This window comes from Massilia forsythiae (genome assembly GCF_012849555.1).
GTDB classification, from domain to species: Bacteria; Pseudomonadota; Gammaproteobacteria; order Burkholderiales; family Burkholderiaceae_D; genus Telluria; species Telluria forsythiae.
This window is the reverse complement of record NZ_CP051685.1, coordinates 4616514-4639909: the sequence shown is the minus strand read 5'-3', so window position 1 is coordinate 4639909 and position 23396 is coordinate 4616514. Positions and strand designations below refer to the sequence as shown.

Annotated in this window: 12 protein-coding genes; 6 read left to right on the top strand and 6 right to left on the bottom strand. The window is 69.1% G+C overall.

The window, feature by feature from the left end:
- Positions 1-32: 32 nt before the first annotated feature.
- From HH212_RS19550 to HH212_RS19540, 3 genes are all read right to left on the bottom strand, one after another.
- Positions 33-3206: a TonB-dependent receptor gene (locus HH212_RS19550; protein WP_170204030.1), complete on the bottom strand. Its 3174-nt coding sequence runs from the start codon at positions 3204-3206 to the stop codon at positions 33-35.
- A gap of 179 nt (positions 3207-3385) precedes the next feature.
- Positions 3386-7021 carry a TonB-dependent receptor gene (locus HH212_RS19545; protein ID WP_229217365.1) on the bottom strand — a complete coding sequence of 1212 codons (3636 nt, stop codon included), beginning with the start codon at positions 7019-7021 and terminating at the stop codon, positions 3386-3388.
- Positions 7022-7235: 214 nt separating this feature from the next.
- On the bottom strand, positions 7236-8354 hold the full coding sequence (locus HH212_RS19540) for a glycoside hydrolase family protein (RefSeq protein WP_211172373.1): 1119 nt from the start codon (positions 8352-8354) through the stop codon (positions 7236-7238).
- A 204-nt stretch (positions 8355-8558) separates the two neighbouring features.
- On the opposite strand from HH212_RS19540, the gene HH212_RS19535 reads away from it, so the two are divergent.
- The 4 genes from HH212_RS19535 (at position 8559) to HH212_RS19520 (ending at position 13699) form a co-directional block, all read left to right on the top strand.
- Entirely contained in the window at positions 8559-10157 is a 1599-nt protein-coding gene (locus HH212_RS19535; protein WP_170204029.1) for a tetratricopeptide repeat protein, read from the top strand.
- A gap of 80 nt (positions 10158-10237) precedes the next feature.
- Positions 10238-11227, top strand: a complete 990-nt coding sequence (locus tag HH212_RS19530; RefSeq protein ID WP_229217364.1) for an aldo/keto reductase — start codon at positions 10238-10240, stop codon at positions 11225-11227.
- 157 nt (positions 11228-11384) lie between these two features.
- On the top strand, positions 11385-13097 hold the full coding sequence (locus tag HH212_RS19525; RefSeq protein ID WP_170204028.1) for a rhamnogalacturonan lyase B N-terminal domain-containing protein: 1713 nt from the start codon (positions 11385-11387) through the stop codon (positions 13095-13097).
- Between the two features lie 29 nt (positions 13098-13126).
- Positions 13127-13699 (top strand): PEP-CTERM sorting domain-containing protein, encoded by a 573-nt coding sequence (locus HH212_RS19520; protein ID WP_170204027.1) that lies wholly within the window; start codon positions 13127-13129, stop codon positions 13697-13699.
- Positions 13700-14000: 301 nt separating this feature from the next.
- On the opposite strand, the gene HH212_RS19515 is transcribed toward HH212_RS19520, so the two are convergent.
- Entirely contained in the window at positions 14001-17357 is a 3357-nt protein-coding gene (locus HH212_RS19515) for a DUF8487 domain-containing protein (protein WP_170204026.1), read from the bottom strand.
- A 203-nt stretch (positions 17358-17560) separates the two neighbouring features.
- Here HH212_RS19515 and HH212_RS19510 point away from each other — a divergent pair, with 203 nt between their 5' ends.
- Positions 17561-18430, top strand: a complete 870-nt coding sequence (locus HH212_RS19510) for a tetratricopeptide repeat protein (protein WP_170204025.1) — start codon at positions 17561-17563, stop codon at positions 18428-18430.
- Here HH212_RS19510 and HH212_RS19505 read toward each other — a convergent pair.
- Together HH212_RS19505 and HH212_RS19500 are read right to left on the bottom strand one after the other, a co-directional pair.
- Entirely contained in the window at positions 18406-19695 is a 1290-nt protein-coding gene (locus HH212_RS19505) for an acyl-CoA dehydrogenase family protein (RefSeq protein ID WP_170204024.1), read from the bottom strand. The two genes, HH212_RS19510 and HH212_RS19505, sit on opposite strands and share 25 nt — an antisense overlap.
- 13 nt (positions 19696-19708) lie before the next feature.
- Complete coding sequence (locus HH212_RS19500; protein WP_211172372.1) at positions 19709-22048, bottom strand: TonB-dependent receptor family protein; 2340 nt, start codon at positions 22046-22048, stop codon at positions 19709-19711.
- A gap of 355 nt (positions 22049-22403) precedes the next feature.
- Between HH212_RS19500 and HH212_RS19495 the strand changes: the two genes are divergently transcribed.
- On the top strand, positions 22404-23327 hold the full coding sequence (locus HH212_RS19495) for a LysR substrate-binding domain-containing protein (RefSeq protein ID WP_170204023.1): 924 nt from the start codon (positions 22404-22406) through the stop codon (positions 23325-23327).
- Positions 23328-23396 lie beyond the last annotated feature (69 nt).

The window sequence follows — 23396 nt, the reverse complement described above, 5'->3', positions numbered from 1 at the left end:
CCGGCGCAACGGGGAGACGCAAGCGGTGCGGCTCAGTTCTTGATCGACAGGCTCACGAAATAACGCCGGCCGGAGAAGGCCAGCTCGTTGATGCGAAACAGGTCGCCGGCATCGGTGATCTGCGCCTGGTCGGTCAGGTTCTTCCCTTCCAGCGACAGCGTCACGTGCTCGTTGTAGCGCCACTGGATCTTGGCGTCGAGGAAGCCGGTCTTTTCCTGGAAATTCGGGTTGCCGGAAACGTCGTTGGCGCCGGTGAAGAAGCGGTCGCGGTAGTTGTAGGCGATGCGCGCGTTGATCGGGCCGCGGTCGTACCACAGCGAGACGTTGTAACTGTTGCGCGACATGCCCGGGTACGGCAGCACGCTGCCGTCCAGGATGTTGAGGCGCTCGTTGCCCCTGGCATAGGTATAGCCCATGCGCGTGTAGTTGGCGTCGCCGCCGAAGCCGCCCAGCCAGCCCGGCAGGAAGGTAAAGGCGCTGCGCGCGGCCAGTTCGATGCCGCGCGTGGTCGCGCCCTGGCCATTGACCGGCTGGGTCACGTCGAAGCGGTCGCCGCTGCCGAACAGGTCGACGTTCTTCACCAGCACGCGTTCCAGCACATAGCTGGAGATGTCCTTCTTGAACAGTGCCACGCTCAACTGGCTGTCCGCGCTCGGGTAGTACTCCAGGCTGAAGTCGGTGTTGGTCGAGCGGTAGGGTTTCAGCGACGGGTTGCCGGCGGTGCAGTCGTCGGTGCCGTCGCCGCCGAACTGCGCCAGGCCGCTGCCCCGGGTGCAGGTGGCGTTCGGCGCCAGCAGGTCGATGCGCGGGCGCGCCATCGCCTTGGCCCAGCCGACGCGCGCCAGGAACTTGTCGGGCATCAGCCAGATCGTGCCATTGAAGCTCGGCAGCACGTCGTTGTAGGTGTTGTTCACCGCAGTGGTGACGTTGCTGAGCACGACGTCGCTATAGCTGGACGAACCGAGCGAGGTGGCGACGCGCTGCTGCAGCTTGAACAGGCCGGCGGCGTTGTCGCGCGTGCGGGTGTAGCGCATGCCGACGTTGCCGTCGATGTCGTAGCCGAACAGCTCGGTGCCGTAGTCCAGGCGCAGGTAGGTGGCGGCGATGCGCTCGCCAACCGAGAAAGCCGGGATCTGCGGGTAGGTCTGGCCGTCGCTGCCCGGCGCGCTGAACAGGTAGCCGTGGTTGAAGCGCGACGTGTCGAAGTTGGGCGCGGCGGCGTCGTAGGACGGGGCGATCCAGCCGGCGGGCAGGTTCGACAGGCCGCCGTAGCCCTTGAAGAAGGTGCCGGGCGAGCGCTCGCGCAGCGAATTCACCAGCGCCGCCATCTGCGCCGCGTTCACGTAGCGGGTGGCGAAGCTGCCGTTGATGAAGCTCTGGGTGTCGTTGGGCCGCTGCGCGCTGCCGCGATACAGCGGGTCGTAGATGACCGTCTGGTTGACGTTCGCGCTCAGCACGTTGACGTCGTCCGCGGTCGAGGACAGGTTGCTGCCGGCGCTGGCCAGGTAGCCGCCGGCGCCGTACTGCTTCGAGTCGGCCTTGCGCGCCTGCGCGCCGAACAGCACGCGCTTGAAGAACGGCGTGCTCAAGCGGTACCTGAAATCGAGCTTGGCCTGGTCTTCGCTGTTCCTGGTCTCGGTCGGACGGTACTGCAGCTGCGCCTGCACATAGGACGACGCGTTTTCTGGGTCGTAGGCGGCCGGGAAGGTGAAGTGCGGGATGCCCTTGCCGTCCAGCGTCACCTTCAGGCCGGGCGCGTTCTGGGTCAGCACGATGTTGTTGCTGTCGCTGTTGTAGGTCGACTTCGCCGTGTTGAACAAGCCATCGACGTCCAGGCGCCCGCTCTTGTAGTTGAAGCCGCCGGAAAGATAGCGCGAATCGACGTCGAGCTTGAAGGCGCGCGCCGAGGTGGAAAAGGCGCCCTGCCCGCCCTGCCCGGCCACGTTCAGGCAGTTGCCGACCGTGTACGAGGTCACGTAGTGATTGCTGACCACCATGCTGTCCGGCGTCGTGGCCGGGGTGACGCAGCTGCCGGCCGCGGTCGGCACGCCGTTGGCGCCGTACACCGGCGCGTTGCCGGCATTCGCCAGGCGCGAGACGGCGCCGAAGTCGGTGCCGAAGTTGCGGTCGTTGAGCAGTTGGCGCTGGGTGTTGGCCTGGAAGCTGGTCCAGGCGCTCAGTTCGTTGCTGACCTTGTACTGCGCGGTGAATTCCGCCGACGAGCGCTTGTGGTCGCGCGTCCAGATGCCGTAGCGGGCGATGCCGGGCGAGTAGTCGTTCCACTGCGCCAGGCAGGCGGCGCGCTGGGTCGCGTCCAGGGTGGTGGCCGAGCAGCCGCTCTTGGCGCCGATGGCGGCGAGCAGCGGGTCGCGGCTGACCACGGTCTTTTCCAGTGAATTGTCCCAGTCCTGCAGGAAGCGCCACGAGGTGTTGCGCGCATAGTCGTTGCGCGTATAGACCTTGTCGAACACGATGTTGGCCATCAGGCCGAGGCGCCCGTCCAGGTACTTGTCGGCCATGTACAGGTTGGCGCGCGGCTGCACGCCGCCGCGGCTGGACGACTGCTCGGCCGACAGCGTGCCGCCGATGGTCGGCTTCTTGAAGTCGAGCGGCTTGCGCGTGTTGATGCTGACGGTGCCGCCGACGCCGCCCTCGGTCATGTCGGCGGTGATGCCCTTGTAGACGTCGATCGAGCCGATCAGCTCCGAGGCCAGCTCGCGCAGCTCGGCGCCGCGCCCGGCGGTGCCGTTGGTGCTCAGCACCGACATACCGTTTATCTCGATCCGGTTCAAGTCCGGCTCGACGCCGCGGATCGACACCTGCGAGCCTTCGCCGAAATCGCGCGACAACTGCACGCCGGTGACGCGCGACAGCGCCTCGCCCACGTTCTTGTCGGGGAACTGGCCGATGTCCTCGGCCACGATCGAATCGACCACGGTGCTGGCGCGCAGCTTGCGGTCGATGGCCGAGGCCACCGACTGGCGCGTGCCGGCCACGCGCACCACGCTGGCGGCCGGGACGGCGTCCTGCGCGGTTGCCGGCGGTGGCGCATCGCCGGTGGCGGGCGCCGCCGCCTGCTGCGCCGACGCGGCCTGCGCGGCCAGCAGCGCCAGCACGGCGGCCACCGCCGCGGCGCTGCGGCGCCGTTGGAAGGGTTGGAAGGAATGGGTGCGATCGGCCGTTGCGGCGGCGCGCAAGATGGGCATGGTTCGTCTCCTGGAGCGGCCCTGCGGGCCTGTTGTATTGACGTGATGGAGATCGATTCTATGCGTGCGTCGCCGCGTATCGACGGCCCTGGACGAAAGAATCAGGACGGTGAGCGAAACGAAAAACGCCGGCCACGAGGGCCGGCGTTGCAAGCGCGATGCGACTGCCGTTGCTGGAATCAGCCGCCGTAGCGGAAGTTGATGCCGGCCATGATACGGCGCCCCGAGTAGCTGTAGTCCAGGATGCTCGGCGTGCCGTCGGAGAACGGCACGTAGGAGCCCTGGCTGCGGCTGTCGATGGCGTTGCCCAGGTTGCGGCCTTCCACGAACACCTCGAAGTTCGGGTTGATCTTGTAGGAGATCTTGGCGTCGACGTAGCGGGTGGCGTCCTTGAAGTTCGGCGAACCCGGGTTGTAGGCCGGCGCACGGGTATTGCCGCTGGCGTTCGGGTAGTTGTTCAGGGTGTTGCCGGTCGAGCCTGCGATGTTGTTGAAGTAGGCGTCGACGCCCTGCACCGCGATGCGCGCCTGCAGGCGGCCGTCGTCGTACCAGATCGCCCAGTTGTACTGGAACTTCGATTCGCGCAGCGGCGGCAAGGCGGTGCCGGTGAGCAGGTCGACGATGTTCTGGGTCGAGGTCACCGATGCCAGCTTGGTGTAGTTGGCGTCGAAGCCCGTGAAGCGCAGCACCGACGGCAGGAAGGTGAAGGCGGTCCTGGCGCCGAACTCCCAACCCTTGCGCGTGGTCGGCACGGCGTTGGTCCACACCGAATAGTCGAACGGGATGTTCCCCAGCGAGACGCCGGTGACCGGGTCCACCAGCGAAATGCCGAGCGTGCTGCCGTACGCGCTTTGCGCCAGCGCGGGGCCGATGATGCCCTGCTGCTTGAAGTAGGCCAGCGACACCGAGGTGTCCTTGTTCGGGTAGTATTCGGCGCTCCAGTTCTGGTTCAGGTTCTTCTGCGCCAGCAAGTCCGGGTTGCCCACGGTCGACGAGCAGCGCTGGTCGACGTCGCCGTCGTCGAGACGCTGGTCGTAGGTGCAGGTCCCCTGCGGCACCAGGTAGCCGACCGGCGGACGCGCCACCGTGCGTGCGCGGTTGTAGCGCAGCACCACCTGGTCCGGCACCACCCACGCCGCCAGGTTGTAGATCGGCAGGAAGTCGTGCGAGGTGCCGTCCACCACCGTGTTGGTGGTGATCGTGGTGGTGCTGATGCCGGCCGCCGCGGTCGAATTGGCCGGGTCGTAGGCCGCGGTCTTGGAGATCGAGTTGAAGGTCATCGCGCCGATGCCGTGCACCTTGGTGCGGATGTAGCGGTAGCCGATGTTGCCTTCCAGTTCCCAGCCGAACGGCAGCTTGCGGTCGCTGAACGGGATGTGATCGAGGTTGAAGTCGCCCATCAGGTACACGGCTTCGGAGCGTTCCTTCATCTTCGACACGGGCTGCTGGTAGGTCTTGCCGTCGCTGCCGACGCACTCCTTGAGGCAGTTCAGGTTGATGTTGGGGACGCCCGACAGCGCGAACACCTTGTCGACGTCGATGGCCGGCCAGTTGGTGATGGCGCCGGTGCTGATGCCCTTGGCCCCGTTGAAGAACGAGGTGGCGGTGGCGTTGCCCGTGGTGGACTGGGCGATGATGTCCTGCAGCTGGGCCGGGCTCACGTAGACCACGCCCGAGTTGGCGCTGGCGTAGGCATTGCTCGGCACGAAGCCGGACGGGCACTTGTTGCCGCCCGCCGCCAGCGAGCCGGCGGTGTCCTGGCAGCCGACCAGCGTGCTGCGGATGTACGCCGCCGGCACCACGGCCAGGGGGTTGGTGCTGGCCACGTAACCACCGCCGCCATACGCGTTGACAAAGGTGTCGCGCAGGTTGCCGCCGGCCTTGAAGCGGGTGAAGAAGGGAATCGAGTCCGGCGCCGCGTAGGTGAGGTCGAGCTTGGCGGTGCGCTCCTCGGTATCGCGCATCTGCGGCGTGTAGGTCAGCTGCGGCTGCGAATAGGTCAACTGCGGCGACTGGGTCGCGGTGTACGCCGGCAGCGACCTGATCACGGTGGCGCTGGCGGTCGATAACGCGGTGGCGACCGGCGCGTTCAACTTGACGTAGTTGGCGGTGTTCGACAGGTCGAAGGTCGAGTTGGCCGGGAAGGTGTAGTTCCACAGGCCCTGCGGCGTCACGCTCATGGTCGAGGTGCCGTAGTACTGTGCGAACGAGGTGCGCTTGGTCTCGCGCTGGAAATCCGACTTGGCGTCGCCGACCAGCCATTCGGCCTTCAACGCGCCGCGCTGCCAGGTACCGCCGGTCTGGAAATACTTGCTGACCGTCTGGACCGTGTCGTGCAGCTGGTCGATGCCGGCCGCGTTGTTGTTGGTCGTGAGCTCGGTCACGTGGTGGCTGGCGTCCACCTTCACCGAGGACGGGTCGACGTTGGCTGTCAAGCCCTGCACCAGCCCGCCGCTGAGGTAGCTGGCATTGCCCGGATACAGGTAGTAGCCCGAGGCGACGCCGGCCGGGGTCACGGCTCGCCGGCCGTTGGTGTCGACAAGGCTGCCGGCCGTGTTGGTGGCCAGGCCGCCCAGGCTCAGGTACGAGGTCTTGTTGTCGGCGGTGAACTTGGAGTAGCTGCCCTTGGCGTAGACGGTCAGGTCGTTGTTGACCTTGAAGTCGGCGCGCAGGTCCAGGTTCTTGGTCTTCTGCAGCTGGGTCGATACCCTGGAGCGCACCAGCGACGGCGTGTAGTCGTTCCACTGGTTCAGGCAGCTGAGCACCTCGTTCTGCCTGGCATTGATCGCACCGGTCTTGTTCGATGCACTCAGGCTGGCGATCACCGGCGACGCGGTGGTCAGTTGCGGATAGGCGGTGTAGCAGTCGGCCTTGCTCTGGGCCGCGGCCGATTTCTGCAGGATCTGCAGCGGCGTGTCCGAATTAAAGTTGCCGGAGCTGAACACCGGCATGTTGGTGGCGGCATCGGCCGCATTCAGCGTGGCCGGATTGTAGGTGAAGGTCTTTTGCGGCGAGTTGTCGAAGTCGACCGAGCGCGAGTAGCCGGCCACCGAACTGGTGGCCACCTGCTGCTGGTGCTGTTCGTTGAGCATGGTCGATTGCGACGTGTTCAACAGCACGCCCAGGCGGTCGTCCAGGAACTTGCGCGACAGGATCAGGTTGGTGTCCGGCTCCCACTTCTTGTTCAGGTTGTTCTGCTGGCCGGCCACGCGCACCGAGACGAAGGGTTCCTTGAAATCAAGGCCGGTGCGGGTCTTGACGATGATGCCGCCGCCCAGCGAGCCTTCGACCATGTCGGCGGTGGAGCCCTTGACCACGTCGACGCTCTTGATCAGGTCGGCGGACAACTGGCGGAACTCGGTGCCGCGGCCGCTGCCGCCGCCGTTCAGGTCGGTGCCGCCGGCCGATTGCACGGCCATGCCGTCGATCTCGACGCGGGTCAGGTCCGGACCGTTGCCGCGCACCGCGACGCTGACGCCGTCGCCGAAGTCGCCGCGGTCGAGCGCGATGCCGGCCATGCGCGAGATCGCCTCGCCGATGTTCCGGTCGGGCAGCGAGCCGACATCCTCGGCCACGATCGAATCGACCGCGGTGGCGGCATTTTTCTTGCGCTCGATGCTGGACTGCTGCGAACGGCGGGTGCTGATGATCACCTTCGACACCGGGGTCGCCGCCGCCACTTCCGGCGCGGCGCTGCCCGGATTCGGCGCGGCTTCCTGCGCCATCGCAGCCTGGCTGGCCACCAGCGAAGCCAGCGCCACCGAGACGGCGTAGCTCAGGCGATTCGGACGGAATCCTTGTTTGATTTCACGCATTTACTGTCTCCCTTTTGCCGTCGGTGACGGCAGTTTTTATGTAGTCCCGGCGATGCGGCATGTCCCGGACCACTGTATGACCACGCAGGTGGTGTTTTTTTTAGTGTATGGCCTCGTTACCGCGAAGTGACATGCCCCCGGAAAACACTCACCAACATGAGCGAAATGCGCAGACAGTGCGCAGATGCTGCGCGGTTGGGCGCTGGAAGGCGAATCAGTTGGAGGGCGCCGCGGCACCGGCGCGCGCGGCGCGATCGTTGTTTTTCGGCGGCGCTTCGGGTAGCAGGCGCATGTGCGCCGGCCGGTCGCGCTCGACGCCCAGCACGCCGCCGGCTTCCTGCAGCTCGGCCACCTGGATCACGCTGCGGCGCTGCGCCGGGCCGTCCGCCTTGGCATCCGCGCCGCGCCGGCCGGGATGGGTGAAGTAGAACAGCCAGGCGCGCTCGCCGCTGACCACGACGTCGGCGTGCCCGCCGATCACGCCGTCGTCGGCGCCCTGCCCCGGTTCCGCCAGCAACGCGCCCGGCTGCGCGTGCCAGTGCAGCGCATCGCTCGAGCGGTACACGCCCAGGCCGCGCCACAGGTCGAGGATCAGCCACCAGGCGCCGCGCCAGCGGAACACCTTGGGGCCTTCGCCGCGCTGGTCGAGCGCGCGCCCGCGGTCGGTCCAGTGTTCCAGGTCCGGACTGTCGGCGTACCAGGTCTTCTTGCCGTCCAGTTCGTTGTTGTACCAGAGCCGCCAGCCGCCGTCCGGCAGGCGCGCCAGCGAGGCGTCGATCACCTTCTCGTTCGCCAGCGGCACGACGCGCGCATGGTGCCAGGCGCGCAGGTCGCTGCTGGTCAGGTGCACGATCGTGCGCGGGTGCTTCCAGTCCTGGAACACGCCCGGTACCACGGTCAGGAACATGTGATACAGGCCGTCGTCCCCGCGCACGATGTCCGGCGCCCAGTGGGTGGCGTCCGCACCGCCCATCGTCGGCGGCAGTTCGATGTCGGCGGTGCCGAGGTAGTCCCAGTGGGCGCCGCCGTCGGGCGATTCGGCGATGCCGATGCGGGTGCCGTGCACCCAGCTCACGCCCGGCAAGCCCTGCGCCGTGGCGCGGCGGTTGGTATACAACATCCACCAGCGCCCGCGCTCGCGGTTGTACACCAGCACCGGGTCGGCGGCGCCGTCGAACACCGGGTCGCGCAGCAGCGGCTTGGCGGCGACCGGGCCGGCATCGTCCGCAGCCGCCTTGGTGGGCGCAGCGCCGCCGCCGACGGTGCAACCGGCGGCGATGCAGGCCAGGCCGGCCAGCAGCAGGATCGACAGGCGGTGCAAAATGGCTTTCATGAACGGCTCCGGGCGAACGGGATGGAAAGGGGGCGGCTGTGCGGGTGGCGCCGATTCTAGGCGAGCGCGCCGTCGCTCCCGCCCTCCCCGCGGAAAGAATCATCATCTTGATCGCCGCCGCGGGTTCCGGCCCGGCGGCCATCCGCTACACTCGGCGCAGCCGCCGCAACCGGCACCATGCCAATCACGAACGGGAGACACGAGATGACGCCATCGATGCACAGGACGCGGCTGGCGCTGGTCATCGCCGCACTGGGTGCCCTGCCCCTGCCCGGCCTGGCGCAGGCGCAGATGGCTGCCGCCCCGACGACTGCGCCAGCCGCCGCCGAACAGACCGCCGCCGCCCAGGGCGCCGCCAGCGTCGTGATCAAGGGCGCGCGCGGCGGCGCCACCCAGGCCGATACCGTCATCGCCGCCAAGAGCCGCGTCCTGTCGCGCAAGTACGCCTCCTCGTGCGCCTTCATGAGCTCCCCTAACGCGGCCGAGGACGATGTCGCCCTCGCCTACATGGCCGACTTCGGCATGGAAGACAGCATCTCCAACGATGCCCCGCGTTATTCCGACCTGGCGCCGGACGGCGACGCCGCCAATTCGAATGGCGCGGCCGGCGACCCGAGGCGCTTTTCCGACCGCGCGCCGGACGGCGACGTGTCGAACGCCCGGCTGCCTTCCTCGATCGGCGCGATTCCCGGAGCGCCCGATCCGAACGCCCCGTCGGTGAAATGCGGCGCCGGCGACCGCCGCTTCGCCGCCGGCCGCAACGCCATCCTGCGCAAGGACAAGTCGCTGGCGCAGGGCTTCGAAGCGCTCGACAGGCGCGACTACGCGCGCGCGCTGGCGCTGCTCACGGCCGCCTACAAGAAGATCGGCTACGACGAGGCGGCGCTGGCGCTGGCCAAGATGCACCTGTACGGCATGGGCACGCCCAGGGATACCGGGGAAGCCGTGCGCTGGCTGCGCCTGGTGGCGGATGGCCGCTTCGACCCGGCCAGCGACGGCTTGCGCTTCGATCCGAAGGAGCCGCAGTTCATGACCGAGAAGGTGGAAGCGGCGTTCATGCTGGCGCGCATCCACGAACGCGGCATCGGCATCAAGCCCGATCCGGACCAGGCCCGCAAGTGGTACGCCCGCGCCGCCGACTTCGGCTTCGTCCCGGCGCGCGACATCCTGGGGCAAGCCTGGCTGGCCGGCTACGGCGGCCCGCGCGACGCGCGCAAGGGGCAGGCCTACCTGCAGGACGCGGCGCGGGCCGGCTACGTGAGCGCCCAGTACAACCTCGCCAGGCTGTACTATCGAGGGGACGGCAGCGGCGACGGCGCGGTGCCGCGCGACCTGAAGCAGGCCGGCGCCTGGTTCGACGCCGCCGCCCGCGCCGGGCATCCGGGCGCGCTGTTCGCCGCGGGACGGATGTTCGACCTGGGCGAAGGCGTGCCGGCCGATCCGAAGCGCGCCATCGTCTACTACAAGGAAGCCGCGCTGAAGGGCAACGGCGACGCCGAATTCGCGCTCGGCACCTTCTTCTACGAAGGCGAGCAGGTGCCGAAGAACCTCGACACCGCGCGCAAGCTGTTCGACGCCGCCGCCCGCCAGGGCCAGGCCGACGCCATGTTCAGCCTGGGCGCGATGGCCGCCAACGGCGAAGGCGGCCCGGCCGACCAGGCCATGGCCTGGGTGTGGTTCAGCCTGGCCAAGGCGGCCGGCCACGCCGGCGCGGATGCCGCGCTGAAGGCGCTGGCGCCCAAGCTGACGGCGCAGGACCGCGCCAAGGCCGATGCCATCCTGAAGCCGGCGGCGAAGTCTTGAAAGGTTCGGCGGCGTCGCCGGCGCACCGGTTCCACGAAGACGGCTAAGATGCCAGCCTGACCTTCACTGGAGACGAAAAGATGACGATGCACCTGCGACAATTCGGCAAGGATGACTTGCGCGTGCCCGAGATCGGCCTGGGCTGCTGGCAGCTGGGCGGCGGCTGGCGCGACGACTGGGACGACGCGGTGGCGCGCCAGACGCTGGAGCAGGCCTACGCCGCCGGCGTGCGCTTCATCGACACCGCCGACGTGTACGGCGACGGCGCCAGCGAGCGCTCGATCGGCGCGTACCTGGCAGAGCGCCGGCCGCGCGATCTGACCATCGCCACCAAGCTGGGACGCGCCGGCATCTACCCGGACGGCTACACGCGCGGCGCGCTGCGCGACGCCACCCTGCGCTCGATCGAGCGCCTGGGCGTGGAACGGCTCGACCTGACCCAGCTGCACTGCGTGCCGACCGAGGTGCTGCGCCAGGGTCGCGTGTTCGAGTGGCTGCGCGAACTGCAGCAGGAAGGCCTCATCCAACGCTGGGGCGCCAGCGTCGAATCCAGCGAGGAAGGCATGATCTGCCTGGAACAGGACGGGCTGGCGTCGCTGCAGGTGATTTTCAACATCTTCCGCCAGAAACCGGCCGAGGAACTGCTGCCGCGCGCGGCGGCCCGGGGCGTGGCCATCATCGTGCGCCTGCCGCTGGCCAGCGGCCTGCTGGGCGGGAAGATCACGCGCGCCACCACCTTCCGCGCCGACGACCACCGCAACTTCAACCAGGACGGCCAGCAGTTCAACGTCGGCGAGACCTTCGCCGGCCTGGGCCAGCAGCGCGGCGTGGAAGCGGCCGAGCGCGTGGCCGCGCTGGTGCCGCCAGGGATGACGATGGCGCAGATGGCGCTGCGCTGGATCCTCGATCACCCGGCGGTGACGGTGGTGATCCCGGGCGCCAGTTCGCCGGCGCAGGTGCAGGGCAACGTGAGCGCTTCCAGCCTGGCGCCGCTGCCGGATGCACTGCACGCCGCGCTGGCGCAGGTGTACCGCGACAACGTGCGCGAGCATATCCGCGGGCCGTACTGATCGGCTCCGATTCGATCCTTCCGGCACGGCGCGCTCAGCGCCGTGATTTTTTGGCGGCGCCGCTGCCGCCCCGGATCGCAGCGCGCACGCCGCTGCTATCCTCTTCCGTGCAGTCACCCACAAGATGCCCAGTGCGGCACACCACGGAGGAGATCCCATGCATCACCCGTCCCTTGTCCGGTCCACCCGTCTCATCGCATCCAGCCTGATCGCCGCATCCGGCCTGCTCGTTGCCTGCGGCGGCGACATATCCGGCGCCGACTCGTCCGGCACGCGCCTGCTGGCGGGCGCCTCGTCGGTTTCTTCGGCATCCATCGCGGCAAGCGGCAGCCAGGACGCCGCCAGCACCTTCGGCATCGGCGAGGCCGGCGGCTATCTCACCGTCGACAGCGGCGCCGGCCTGGTGTTCAAGGTCAGGCAGGCGGGCGGCGACATCACCTCGATCCACTACAAGGGCGGGCCGGAACTGCAGGGCCAGTCGAAGGGATCGCACATCTCGTCGGGCATCGGCGCGGCGGTGTCGTACGCGGTCGCCAATGGGGTCGCGAAGATCACGCTCACCACCGCCACCCTGGTCCACTACCTCCTGGTGCGCCAGGGCGACAACACCGTCTACATGGGTACCTACGTCACCGCCGAGCCCTCGGTGGGCGAGCTGCGCTGGATCACGCGCCTGAACGGCAGCGTGTTCACCGGCGTGCCGCGCGAATCGAACAATGCCGGCAGCACCGGCGCCATCGAGAGCAGCGACGTGTTCGGCTACGCCGACGGCACCTCGACCTCGAAGTACTACGGCAACCAGCGCGCCATGGACCTGTCGGTGCGCGGCGTGACCGGCGCCGGCGTCGGCGCCTACATGGTCTACGGCAGCCGCGAGAGCAGTTCCGGCGGCCCGTTCTACCGCGACATCCAGAACCAGAGCGGCGGCGACACCGAGGTCTACAACTACATGAATTCGGGCCACGCCCAGACCGAAGCCTGGCGCATGGGCTTCCACGGCCCGTACGCGCTGGTGTTCACCGACGGCGCCGCGCCCAGCATTCCCGACATGGCCTGGATGGAATCGCAGAACCTGTCCGGCTGGGTGCCGGCCAGCGGACGCGGCAAAGTCAACGGACGCGGCCTGCTCGGCTTCGACCTGGCGCACCGCTTCACGGTCGCCTTCAAGAACGACACGGCGCAGTACTGGACGGTAGCCAAGGCCCCGAACGGCGCCTTCGCCACGCCCGCCATGAAGCCGGGCGCCTACACCATGACCGTGTTCAAGGACGAGCTCGAGCTGTACAGCGAGAGCGTCAGCGTGGCGGCCGGCGCCACCAGCACCCTGCCCGTGCGCACGCTCGACGCCGATCCGGACAAGGCGGCCGCCGTCTGGCGCATCGGCACCTGGGACGGCACGCCGCTGGAATTCCTCAACGGCACGAGCATCAACCTGCGCCACCCGTCCGACACCCGCAACGCCTCCTGGGGGCCGGTCACCTACGCCATCGGCGCGCCGGCCACGACCTTCCCGGCCGCGCAATGGAAGGTCGCGGCCAACAACCCGACCCGGGTCACCTTCGTACTGGCGCCGGAGCAGGTCGCCAACCATACCATCCGCATCGGCATCACCACCGCCAGCGGCGGCGGCCGTCCGCAGATCAGCGTCAACGGCTGGACTTCGGCGGTGCCGGCGGCATCCACGCAGCCGAGCACGCGCAATGTCACGGTCGGCAACTATCGCGGCAACAACAAGCTGTTCACCTATGCGGTGCCGGCCAGCGCCTTCGTCGCCGGCACGAATACCCTGACCATCAACGTCGCTTCCGGCTCGGGCGGCACGGGCTACCTGAGCCCGAGCTGGGTCTACGACACGCTCGACATGCTGTAACCACTAGCGAAAACAAGGAGACTCCCGGCATGCAAGCCCTGCGCATCCTCATCCCCGCCGCCGCAACCGCCATGGCGCTGGCCAGCCCGCTCGCCGGCGCCGCCCTGGTGACCCACGACGACGGCAGCTTCGGCGACACGGCCACCGGCTACCTGTGGCGCACCCTGTCCCAGTACGACGGGCTCGACTACGGCGCCGCCACAGCCCTGCTGCCTGCCGGCTGGCACGTTGCCAGCGCCGCCGAACTGGCCACGCTCACCGCCGCCGCGCCGGCCGACCCGGCCGGCTTCGCCCGCGACGCCGCCGTCATGGGCGCCGCCGCCGGCGACATCGTCTGGGGCTGGTACGGCGACGGCAGCCAGTACGCCTGGAAAAGCGACTTCGACACGGCGTGGAACACCAGCGCCGCCGCCAACCCGTACGGCTGGACCGGCTGGAACTATGCGGTGTCGCCCGGCGACGCCATGGCCGGATTGAGCGTGTTCGCGGTGAATACCGATGCCGCCCAGGCGGAAGTGCCGGAACCGGCGTCGCTGGCGCTGGTCGGTTCCGGCTTGGCCGCATTGCTGCTGGGGCGCCGCCGGAGCGGCAAGCGCGCCTGAGCGGGCCTGTCCAAGACGATATTGCTAACCTCAAGACCGTCGTTCCAGGCACTGCTTGAAACGACTCCCCGCCAAAGCGCATTGCTGTCCAAGATAATATTGCTGACGTAAAGACCGTCGTCCCCGCGAAAGCGGGGACCCATGCTGAGTCTCCAAAGTCGGTATATGTCAAAATTCGCGTGACTTTTATTGCAACGAATTCTATTGCTCAGTATGGGGTGAAGAATGCCAGTGGCATTCTTCACCCTGCGCGGGAACGACGGGTCCTTGGCCCAGAATGCATATGGCGCCGAGCCCGTGCCTACTTGCGCCGCCCCGGCTTGCGCTCGTCCATCCCCGCCTCGTCGACATCGGCCGACATCGAGCGCGAGCGCTGGTAGTCGACCTCGCCCGCTTCTTCCGGCAGCGGCGGTCCCGCATACACGACGGCCACGTCGGCCAGCGCGCTGGCGCGGTCGTTGCCGAAGCCGGACAGCGCCGTCAACTTCAGGTAGCGCGCACTGACGCTGCGGCCGAAGTCGACCGTCTGCGGATCGAAGGTCGAACCCAGCGTGGCGCGCTTGAGGTCGCGCCAGTCGCGGCCGTCGTCGCTGGCCTGAACCAGCCACTCGCGCACGTCGCCCTCGTGCTCGCGGTGGTTCTGGCGCGGCATCAGCACCAGCCCGGTGAACGGCACCGGCGCCGGAAAGGCGATGGTCAATGCCGGCTGCGGACGCGGCGTGTCGCCCTTGACCGCGACGAGTGAATACGTATTCGGATCGCCGTCGATGGCGTTGGCGGCGTCCGGCCAGCCGCTGGCCCGCGCGCCCAGCTTCTTCATGACGCGGGTGTCGAACAGCACGGCGCGCAAGGCGGCCGGGTCGACCTCGGTGCGCGGCCGAAAGGCGTCGCCCGCCATGTAGGCCAGCAGGGACCGGCGCAGCTGGCGCGCCACCGGGCGCTCGGCCAGGCGGCCGTCGAGGTCGAAGGTCGACACCATCAATTTTCCCGGGCCGACGCGCGCCTCGAACAGCGCGCCCAGCTTGTAATTCCGATTCCAGTCGTCGATCGGCTGCACGATCGGCTGCAGGCCGCGCGGCAGGCGCTCCACGTTCATGGCGCGCGCGCCGTTCACCAGTTCGGTCCATTGCCAGTCGAAGTGGGACGCGGTCGGGAACTGCGCCAGCGCCGGGTGCTTGTCATCGATCCACAGGCCCAGCATGCGGCCCCAACCCGGGTTCATCAGGCGGTTCCAGAACACCGGCACGTCGGCCAGCGGCGGCGAGGTCCAGTCCAGGTCCGCCTTGCGCGGCAGGTACAGCACGCTGCCGCCCTGCGCCAGGCGGCGCTCGGCTTCGGCCCAGGAATGCGTGGCCAGCACGGCGGATGCGGCGGCGTCCGCAGCCGGTGCGCTGCGCGCGCCGGTGCCCTGGTCCGGCGCTTGCGCCACGTCCGGGGCGGCGCCCGGCTCGGGATACACCCAGAAATGCCAATCGTTGGCGATCGGCGCGCTTTTGCTATCCTTGCCGCCCTCCAGCCCCACCACCAGCGTGTAGCGCGCCGGCGCCGGCAAGCCATCCAGCGCGACGTCGATGCGCCCGAGCGGCGTGTTCAGGCCGATCGGCACGTCGCGCGGCGCGAAGCGGCCCGACAGCAGCGCGCGCCCATTGTCATCCTCGATGCGCCAGTACGGACGTGCAGCGGACAGCGGGCGCGCGCCGTAGTGGGCGATCTCCACCGGCACGTCCAGGCGCTCGCTTGCCGTGAGCACGTTCCTAGTCACGCGCGCCAGCGGCACCGTCTCGCCGTTGAAGCGGCGGAATTGCGCGGCGGTGGCGTAGCCCTTCGGTTCCCAGAAGGTGTCGAGCAGGCCGACCAGCGCCGTGCCCTGGCCGAGGTAGTCGTGCAGGTCGAGCAGCTGGTAGCCGCTCATGCCGCGCGTGCGCAGGATCGCCTCGATCTCTTCCTTGTAGCACAGCAGCTGGTATGCGCCGGAGGCCAGCGCGAAGTCGCGGTTCTTGTCCAGCACGCCGTGCCTGCGCGCCGAGTCGCGGAAGATCTCGTAGTTCCCCGGCCGCAGGTAGCCGGTGAACTTGTCGATCACGCCGAAGTCCGGATAGGCCACCCACTGCCCGGTCTCGTGCGACAGCACCGGCACCGTGATGCCTTCCAGCGAGGCGGCGTAGTCGCGCCCGAACCAGCCGGTCTTGTTGCGCAGCGGCTTCGGCCCGATGCGCTGGATCGCCAGGTAATCGGTGCCCTTGTCCACGTCCGGCACCTTCGGCTCCGTGTGGCCGGTGCCGTTGGTGTACAGGCGGCGCGGGTCGGCCGTGCGGTAATGCGCGATCCACTTGTCGAACGCTTCCTTCCAGCGCCCGGACGGCTCGTTGCTGGGGCTGAGCAGCAGGAACGACGGGTGGTTGCCGTAGGCGCGGATCATGCGCTCGGTCTCGTCGTACAGCATGGCTTCCATCGGCGTGCCGGGCGAGACGTTGTTCCACATGCCCGGCTCGGGCTGCAGGTAGATGCCGACCTCGTCGGCCGCCTGGAACGCGGCTTCCGGCGGCGTGAACGAGTGGAAGCGCATGTGGTTAATGCCCCACGCCTTGTTGATCGCGAAGATCTTCTTCCAGTAGTCGACGTCGGTGGGCGGATAACCGGTCAGCGGAAAGTCGCCGCCGTGGTGGGTGCCGCGCAGGAAGGTCGGACGGCCGTTGACCAGGATATCCGTGCCGCGCGCGGCGATCTGCACGAAGCCGAACGACAGGGTGCGGCGGTCGTCGGCGGCCGGGCCGGCCAGCGCCAGCGCCAGCTTCTGCAGCGCCGGCTGCCACTCGTCCCAGGTCTTGGCATCGCGCGGGTACTGCACGCGGAACTCGGCGGCGCCGCCGCGTTCGTCCCACGCGACCGCGATGCGCTGCGTCTTGCCGCCCACGGTTGCGCCGACGCTGCCCTTGGCGGCCGGCGCGCCGGTATTCCCGATGCGCAGCTTGACCAGCACGCTGCGGTCCGCGACGCGCGGGTACAGCTGCACGTCGTCGATGTACACCGGCGAGGTCGCGCGCAGTTCCACCTTGCCGACGATGCCGTTCCAGCTCATGCCGAGCGAGTCGGACACGCTGTGCGCATCCGGCCGGTAGGCCATCAGCAGGCGGCTGTCGACGCGCACCGCGATGCGGTGCTTGCCCGGCGCGAGCGTGCCGAGTTCGTAGGCGTGTTCGGCCACCAGGCTGCGCACGCTGCCGACCTCGCGCCCGTCGATCCAGGCGCTCGAACCCCAGCGCGGGCGCTCCAGCCACAGCTGCACGCGCTTGCCCTGCCAGCCGCGCGGCACATCCACTTCGCGCGTGTACCAGGCGGCGCCCAGGTAATGGCGCGGCGGCTGGCTCAGGAACGGCACCTTCACCCGGCCCGGCGCGGTGTAGGCCCGGTAGTCGTCGCGCAGGTTCCAGTTGCGGTCGTACAGCGACAGCACCCAGGGCGTGGACGCCGTGATCTCGTCGCCGTAGCCTTGCGCGTTGAGGATGCCGGGCAGGCGGATGCGCTGCGGCAGCGCCTGGTCGATCCAGCCCTGCGCCACGCCCTGGTCGTCGCGGTCGAGGGCGAACTGCCAGGTGCCGGACAGGTCCATGGTGTCGGCGGCGTGGGCCGCAGGCCAGGTCAGCGCGCCCGCGAGCATGCACGCGCACCAGGATGCGTACCGGGACGCCCGGCGGGTAGCTTTGATGTGTTCCATGCTGCGCAGTGTAGGGGCCGGCGCATGGGCTCCGGTCCATCGCCTGCAAAACACTCATCCGATTGAGCGATACACGCCCGCCGGTGCAGGGCTATACTCGACCCGCAGCATGTTCCCCATCCAACGACAACGATACAGGAGGAATCATGAAGAATGCCCTGCGCCGCCCGCGGCGTACCCTGGCGCCGGCGCCGCTCGCGCTCACGATTGCGCTGGCCGCATCCTTGCCCGCGGGCGCCGCCGACCGCACCGGAGAACCGTCGTTCAGCGCCCCGTCCAGTCTCATCGACAATCGGCCGCTTTCCATCCGCGACACCGTCGCGCCCCCGGCGCCGCACGACCGCCTCATGAGCGCGACCCTGACCGGGCGCACCTCCGGCGGCTGTCCCTTCCTCGGCCCCTACAATCCCGCACTCGATCCGGCCGCTGGCGGCGCCGCGACGGTGCCCGTATCGATGACGGGTTGCCGCACCGGCGGCGCGCCGGCCGTCGTCGACAAGGGATCTGCCGGCGCGTACGCAGCGCTGGCGCACGCCTTCGATGCCTACGACCGTGGCGACCATGCCGGCGCACTGTCCGGGTTCCGCGCGGCCTGGTCCCAGGTCGGCTATCCGGAAGCGGCGCTGATGCTGGCCCAGATGCACCTGTACGGCCAGGGTGTCCCGGCGGACGGCAGGCAGGCGGTGTACTGGCTGGACCGGCTCGCGGGCGGCTACTTCGATCCGCGGCAGCAGCGCATGCGCTTCGATCCCGCCCATCCGCAGTTGATGAGCGCGCAGGTCCAGGCCGCCTTCATGCTGGCGCGCATGTACGAGCGCGGCATCGGCGTCGAGGCCGATCCGGCGCGTGCGGCCGGGTGGTATGCCAAGGCCGCGGAATTCGGCTTCGTGCCGGCGCTGGCGATCCTGGCGGATGGCTGGAACTCGGGAGAATTCGGGCGCCGCGACGAGGCGAAGGCGCACGACTACCGCGCGCGCGCCGCGAAGGCCGGCTACGTGACGGCGTCGCGCGGCTGAACATCCACCGGCGCCGGCGGCGCCGTTTCCTCTTCCCGCGCCGGCGGCGCCCCCGCCCCGCCCTGCGCCGGCGCCGTGCCGTTCAGGTGATAGTCGCCGATCATCCGCTCGCGCAGGATGGCCGGGTTGTGCGAGGCCGCCGTGCGCGCATTGCGCCAGTGGCGGTCCAGCCGGCGCGCCTCGCTGGTGGCGGAAGCGCCGCCGACCTCGAACAGCAGGTTACTGGCCTGCAGCACCAGGTCGATCACCACCTGCTGCGCCTGGAACGCCTCGATCTCGGTCGCCGTGAACAGCGCATCGTCGGCGCTGCCGTCGACGATGCGTGCGCGTGCCGCCTCCAGCGAACGCGCCACGCCGGCCACCAAACTGTCCGCCGCGTACGACAAACTGGCCAGGCGCCCGACCACGCGCTGCACCAGCGGGTCGTGGCGCGGGCGCGATTCGCCCGCCACGTCGAAGGCGCGCGTCTTGCGCCGCACGAACGCGACGGCGTCCTGCAGCACCGCGCGCCCGACCCCGCCGATACTGGCCAGCAGCACCAGCTGCAAAAAGGCCTTGTGGTAGCCGCCCGGCGGCTTGCCGTCGAAGCGGCGCACGATGTGCTCGTCGCCCAGCGCCACGTCCTCGAACACGGTGGTGCCGCTGGCGGTCATGCGCTGCCCGAAGCCGTCCCAGTCGTCCAGCCGCGTCACGCCCGCCAGCGTCGCGGGAAAGGCGAGGCTGACGACCTGCGCGCCGTCGAGCGCGGTGGCGACGATCCAGTCGGCGTACAGCGTGCCGGTGCTGTAGAACTTCTTGCCGTCCAGGCGCCAGCCGTTGCCGGCGCGGGTGATGGTGGTGGCGATGGTCGAGCCGGCCGTCTGCTCGGCCATGGCGTAGCCGATCAGGGCGCCGTCCACCACCTTGGGGAACCAGAACGCGCGCGTGGCCTCGTCCTCGTGGTTCAGGCGGCTCTCGAGAAAGGAAAAATGGCCGCGCAACAGGTGCGCCAGGTTGGAATCGGCGGCCGCCAGTTCCACCAGCAGGGCAAAGAACTGCGGCAGGCTGGCGCCGATGCCGCCCCAGGCCTGCGGGATGCGCAGCGCGCCGAAGCCGGCGGCGCGCAGCCATTCGACTTCCTCGAACGGCAGGCGGCGCTCCTGCTCGCGCGCCAGGGCGCCGGCGGCGATGCGCGCAAACACGGGACGGAAGCGCGCGGCCAGTTCGGCGTCGCTGGGTGCTTGCGGCGGCTGCGGCGGCGGCAGTGGGATTCGGTCGATGTTCATGGCGTGCCTCCTTTCAGCGGAACGCGACCGACAGGCCGCCGTAGATGCCGAAGCCCTCGCCCGGCGCCGAACGGCGCTGGTCGGTGCCGGCATCGTTGTAGGCCGGCGCCACGCTCGACACGTAATGCTTGTTGGCGAGGTTGCGCAGGTCGAGGAACACCTTCCAGCCGGCGCTCGGGTGGTCGTAGCCGAGGCTGGCGTTGAGGATGGCGTAGCCGTGCGTCTTGAACGAGTTGGCGTAGTCGACGTCGATGCGCGAGGCCGCCTGCACGCTCACGCCCGCATACAGGCCGTTGGGGCGCTCGTACTGGAGTTCTCCCTGGTACCAGCGGCGCGGGATGCCGGGCAGCGTGTTGTCGCCGAACCTGGCGTCGCGGCGGAAGCGGAAATCGTTCAGCGTGAACGAATGGCGCGTGCTCAGCCTGCCGGCCGCGCCGCCGTCCCACAAGCGCGATTCCAGCCCGGCCTCGACGCCCTGGTGGATGGTCGGGCTGGCGTTCGATTCGGCCGTCAGCGCGGCGGTGGTGGCCGTGGCCGGAACCACTTCGACCGACAGCAGTTCGTTGCGCACGTGCGCACGGTACACGCTCAGGCTCCAGCTGGCCGCGCCGGCCTGGCCGCGCGTGCCCAGTTCGAGCGTGTTGGCTGCCTGGTCCTTCAAATCGAGGCCGCGCCGTGCCAGGCCGGTGGCCGGCCCGCTGGTGAAGGTCGGCGGCGTGGTGAGGAAGGCCCAGCTGTTGGGCGGTTCGATGCTGCGGCTGGCGTTGGCGAACAGCTGCACGTCGTTGTCGAGCGTATAGCGCAGGCCCAGGCGCGGCGCCAGCGCGTTGGTGGTGCGGCGGTAGTCCTCGTTCGTGACCGGGAAGGTGACCGCGGTCTGGCGCTGCGTGTGCACCGCCGAGACGCCGCTGGTGAGCCACAGGCGCGGCGCCAGTTCCAGGTCGTTCCCGGCGTGCAGCGTGGTGTCGGCGCCGTCGTAGTTCGAGTGGCGGATGCGCGTGCCGGTCGCCAGCGCCGCGGTGGCGGCGGCCGGGATGCGCACATAGGTGTCGAGCCAGCCGTGCAGGTGGCCGGTGTAGAGCAGGCCGACCTTGGTCTTGCTGGCGCGGCCGAACAGGATGCCGCGCGTTTCGTAGTCGAGCACGGCCGAGGCGTCGGCGAAGCCCCAGCGGCCGGCGTTCACCGACAGTTCCTGGTCGATCGGGTAGTTGTGGTACACCAGGCCGGCCGACAGCGTCGAATCGGCGTCGATATTCCAGGTGGTCTTGTTGGCGATCCAGGTCGAGCCGGGCTGGCGCCGGTGGGCATTCTGCTGCACCGCCACCGGATTGGCCTGGCGCGGGTCGCTTTCCACCTGCGCCACCGTCAGCGCGCCCGGCTGCTCGTTGTCGGTCTGGCGCCAGCGAAAGTAGAAGCGGGTCTGCACGTCGTCGGCCAACCGGTAGCCGAGATTGGCGATCACCCCGCGCGACTCGCCGTGCGACAGCGCCTGGTAGCCGCGCCGCTCCGCGTCCACCGCGGCGACGTAGTAATCCAGTTTGCCGATCACCTGGCCCGAGCTGACGTAGGCCTTGCGGTAGCCGTAGCTGCCGCCCTCCACGCGCGCCTCGAACGGCGCCGCGTCCTGGCCGGTGCGAGTGACGTAGTTGATAGCGCCGCCCAGCATCAGCGCGCCGGCGTCGAAGGCGTTGGCGCCGCGCAGCACTTCCGTGCGCGACAGCCCGAGCGGCTCGAACAGTTCGTAGGGGGTGCCACCCGGGCCGGTGACCGGCAGACCGTCGAACAGGAACAGGGTGCCGGAGCGGAAGAAGTTGGTGCCGCGGTTGATGGCCGAGCCGCGGATCGAGATCTTGATGCCGTCGGTGCCGCCAGCCGCCTGCGCGTACACGCCGGGCTGGAAGGCCAGCACGTCCTCGTTGGTGAACACGCGCCCCTTTTCGACCTGCGCGGCGTCGACCACGCTGACGCCGCCGGGAATGTCGTCCAGGCGCAGCTTGGCCTTGTCGGCGCCGCTGAGCGCCTTGCCGCGCACGTGGACCACGCCGCCCGCGCCTTCCGGCGGCAACGCGTCGGCCGCCGGCGCCGCGGCAGCGCCGGCGTCGGCCGTTGCGGCGCTCGCCGTGGCCACGCCGGCGCCATTGTCGACGCCCGCCGCCGGCGTTGCCGCCGCCAGTGCCGGCGCCGCGTCCACGGCGCCGGCCGCCATCCCGCTCGCCATGCACATGGCCGCCACGGCGGCGCCGATCGCCGTGCAGCGCAAGGCGCGCTGCGGGGCGTGGCGGCCGGCGCGGGCCGGATGTGCGGTAACGGATCGGATGGCGGCCTGCTGCGCCGGGGTCGCTTGTCTGCTCATGTCTGCTTTCATGGTGGGGTGGATGAAACGGTCCCCGCACGTTAGCCAATCCTGCTGCGCCGCACAAACAATCAAAACTGCGATGCTTTGCAGGAGAAACGTCATATCCATCCGATGCGCAACCTGCGCAGCTTCCCCATGCGGCATGGTTTGAGTAACCATATTCGGAAGGATTCGTTGGCAAAACCGTACTTTTTGATGAAGATGAGAATGGACACCCCGAAAAACCTGCTGCGCGTTGCCAGGGCGGTCTGCGATGCTCGCTGTACCTCTCGTACAGCTGCGTTTCTCGACCACCCTGGCTGCCGCTCGCGACGGTTTTCGAGGTGCCCAATAGGTATTTAATGGAGCCAGAATGAATTTCCAGCAATTGCGCTTCGTGCGCGAAGCCGTCCGCAACAACCTGAACCTGACCGAAGTGGCGGCCGTGCTGTACACCTCGCAGTCCGGCGTGAGCAAGCAGATCAAGGATCTAGAGGAAGAGCTGGGCATCGAGCTGTTCGTGCGCTCCGGCAAGCGCCTGACCGGCGTCACCCGTGCGGGCGACGGCGCCGTCGACATCGTGCGCCGCATCCTGCTGGAGACGGAAAACCTGCGCCGCTATGCCAGCCAGTACGCCGGCGTGGACAGCGGCCGCCTGGTGATCGCCGCCACCCACACGCAGGCGCGCTACACGCTGCCGGGCGTGGTCGAGAAATTCAACCGGGCGTTTCCGAAGGTGGCGCTGGAGCTGCACCAGGGCACGCCGCGCCAGATCGCCGCCATGCTGAGCGACGGCGACGCCGACATCGGCATCGCCAGCGAAGCGCTCGACGGGGCGCCGGACGTGCGCGCCTACACCTGCTTCACCTGGCGCCACGTGGTGATCGTCCCGCCGGGCCACCCGCTGCTGGCGCGCGCGCCGGTGACGCTGGCCGACATCGCCGCCTATCCGCTGGTGACCTACAACGAGCAATTCACCGGACGGCATTGCGTGGATGCCGCCTTCAGCGCCGCCGGCCTGGTACCGGACCTGCGCCTGACGGCGATGGACGCCGACGTCATCAAGACCTACGTGCGGCGCGGGCTCGGCGTCGGCATCGTGGCCGAGATGGCGCTGGAAGACCTGGCGCGCGACGGCCTGCGGGTGCTGGACACCGACGGCCAGCTGTTCGGCACCTGCACCACCATGCTGGGCGTGCGCAACGGCGTATTCCTGCCCAGCTTCGCGCACCGCTTCATCGAGATGTTCGCGCCCGGCCTGCAGGCCGAGCACCTGGCGGAGCCTGCGACGATCTGATGCGCCGCCCGTGCCGGATCAACCGCGCGGCTTCGACGCCCTATGCGGGATGCCATTTGACGGGCATAA

Bases quoted from the DNA above. Each gene is read 5' to 3' on its own strand.
- HH212_RS19525 (WP_170204028.1), top strand. From the start codon at position 11,385: ATGCATCACCCGTCCCTTGTCCGGTCCACCCGTCTCATCGCATCCAGC.
- HH212_RS19545 (WP_229217365.1), bottom strand. From the start codon at position 7,021: ATGCGTGAAATCAAACAAGGATTCCGTCCGAATCGCCTGAGCTACGCC.
- HH212_RS19540 (WP_211172373.1), bottom strand. From the start codon at position 8,354: ATGAAAGCCATTTTGCACCGCCTGTCGATCCTGCTGCTGGCCGGCCTG.
- HH212_RS19515 (WP_170204026.1), bottom strand. From the start codon at position 17,357: ATGCTCGCGGGCGCGCTGACCTGGCCTGCGGCCCACGCCGCCGACACC.
- HH212_RS19495 (WP_170204023.1), top strand. From the start codon at position 22,404: ATGAATTTCCAGCAATTGCGCTTCGTGCGCGAAGCCGTCCGCAACAAC.
- HH212_RS19520 (WP_170204027.1), top strand. From the start codon at position 13,127: ATGCAAGCCCTGCGCATCCTCATCCCCGCCGCCGCAACCGCCATGGCG.
- HH212_RS19505 (WP_170204024.1), bottom strand. From the start codon at position 19,695: ATGAACATCGACCGAATCCCACTGCCGCCGCCGCAGCCGCCGCAAGCA.
- HH212_RS19550 (WP_170204030.1), bottom strand. From the start codon at position 3,206: ATGCCCATCTTGCGCGCCGCCGCAACGGCCGATCGCACCCATTCCTTC.
- HH212_RS19535 (WP_170204029.1), top strand. From the start codon at position 8,559: ATGACGCCATCGATGCACAGGACGCGGCTGGCGCTGGTCATCGCCGCA.
- HH212_RS19510 (WP_170204025.1), top strand. From the start codon at position 17,561: ATGAAGAATGCCCTGCGCCGCCCGCGGCGTACCCTGGCGCCGGCGCCG.
- HH212_RS19530 (WP_229217364.1), top strand. From the start codon at position 10,238: ATGACGATGCACCTGCGACAATTCGGCAAGGATGACTTGCGCGTGCCC.
- HH212_RS19500 (WP_211172372.1), bottom strand. From the start codon at position 22,048: ATGAGCAGACAAGCGACCCCGGCGCAGCAGGCCGCCATCCGATCCGTT.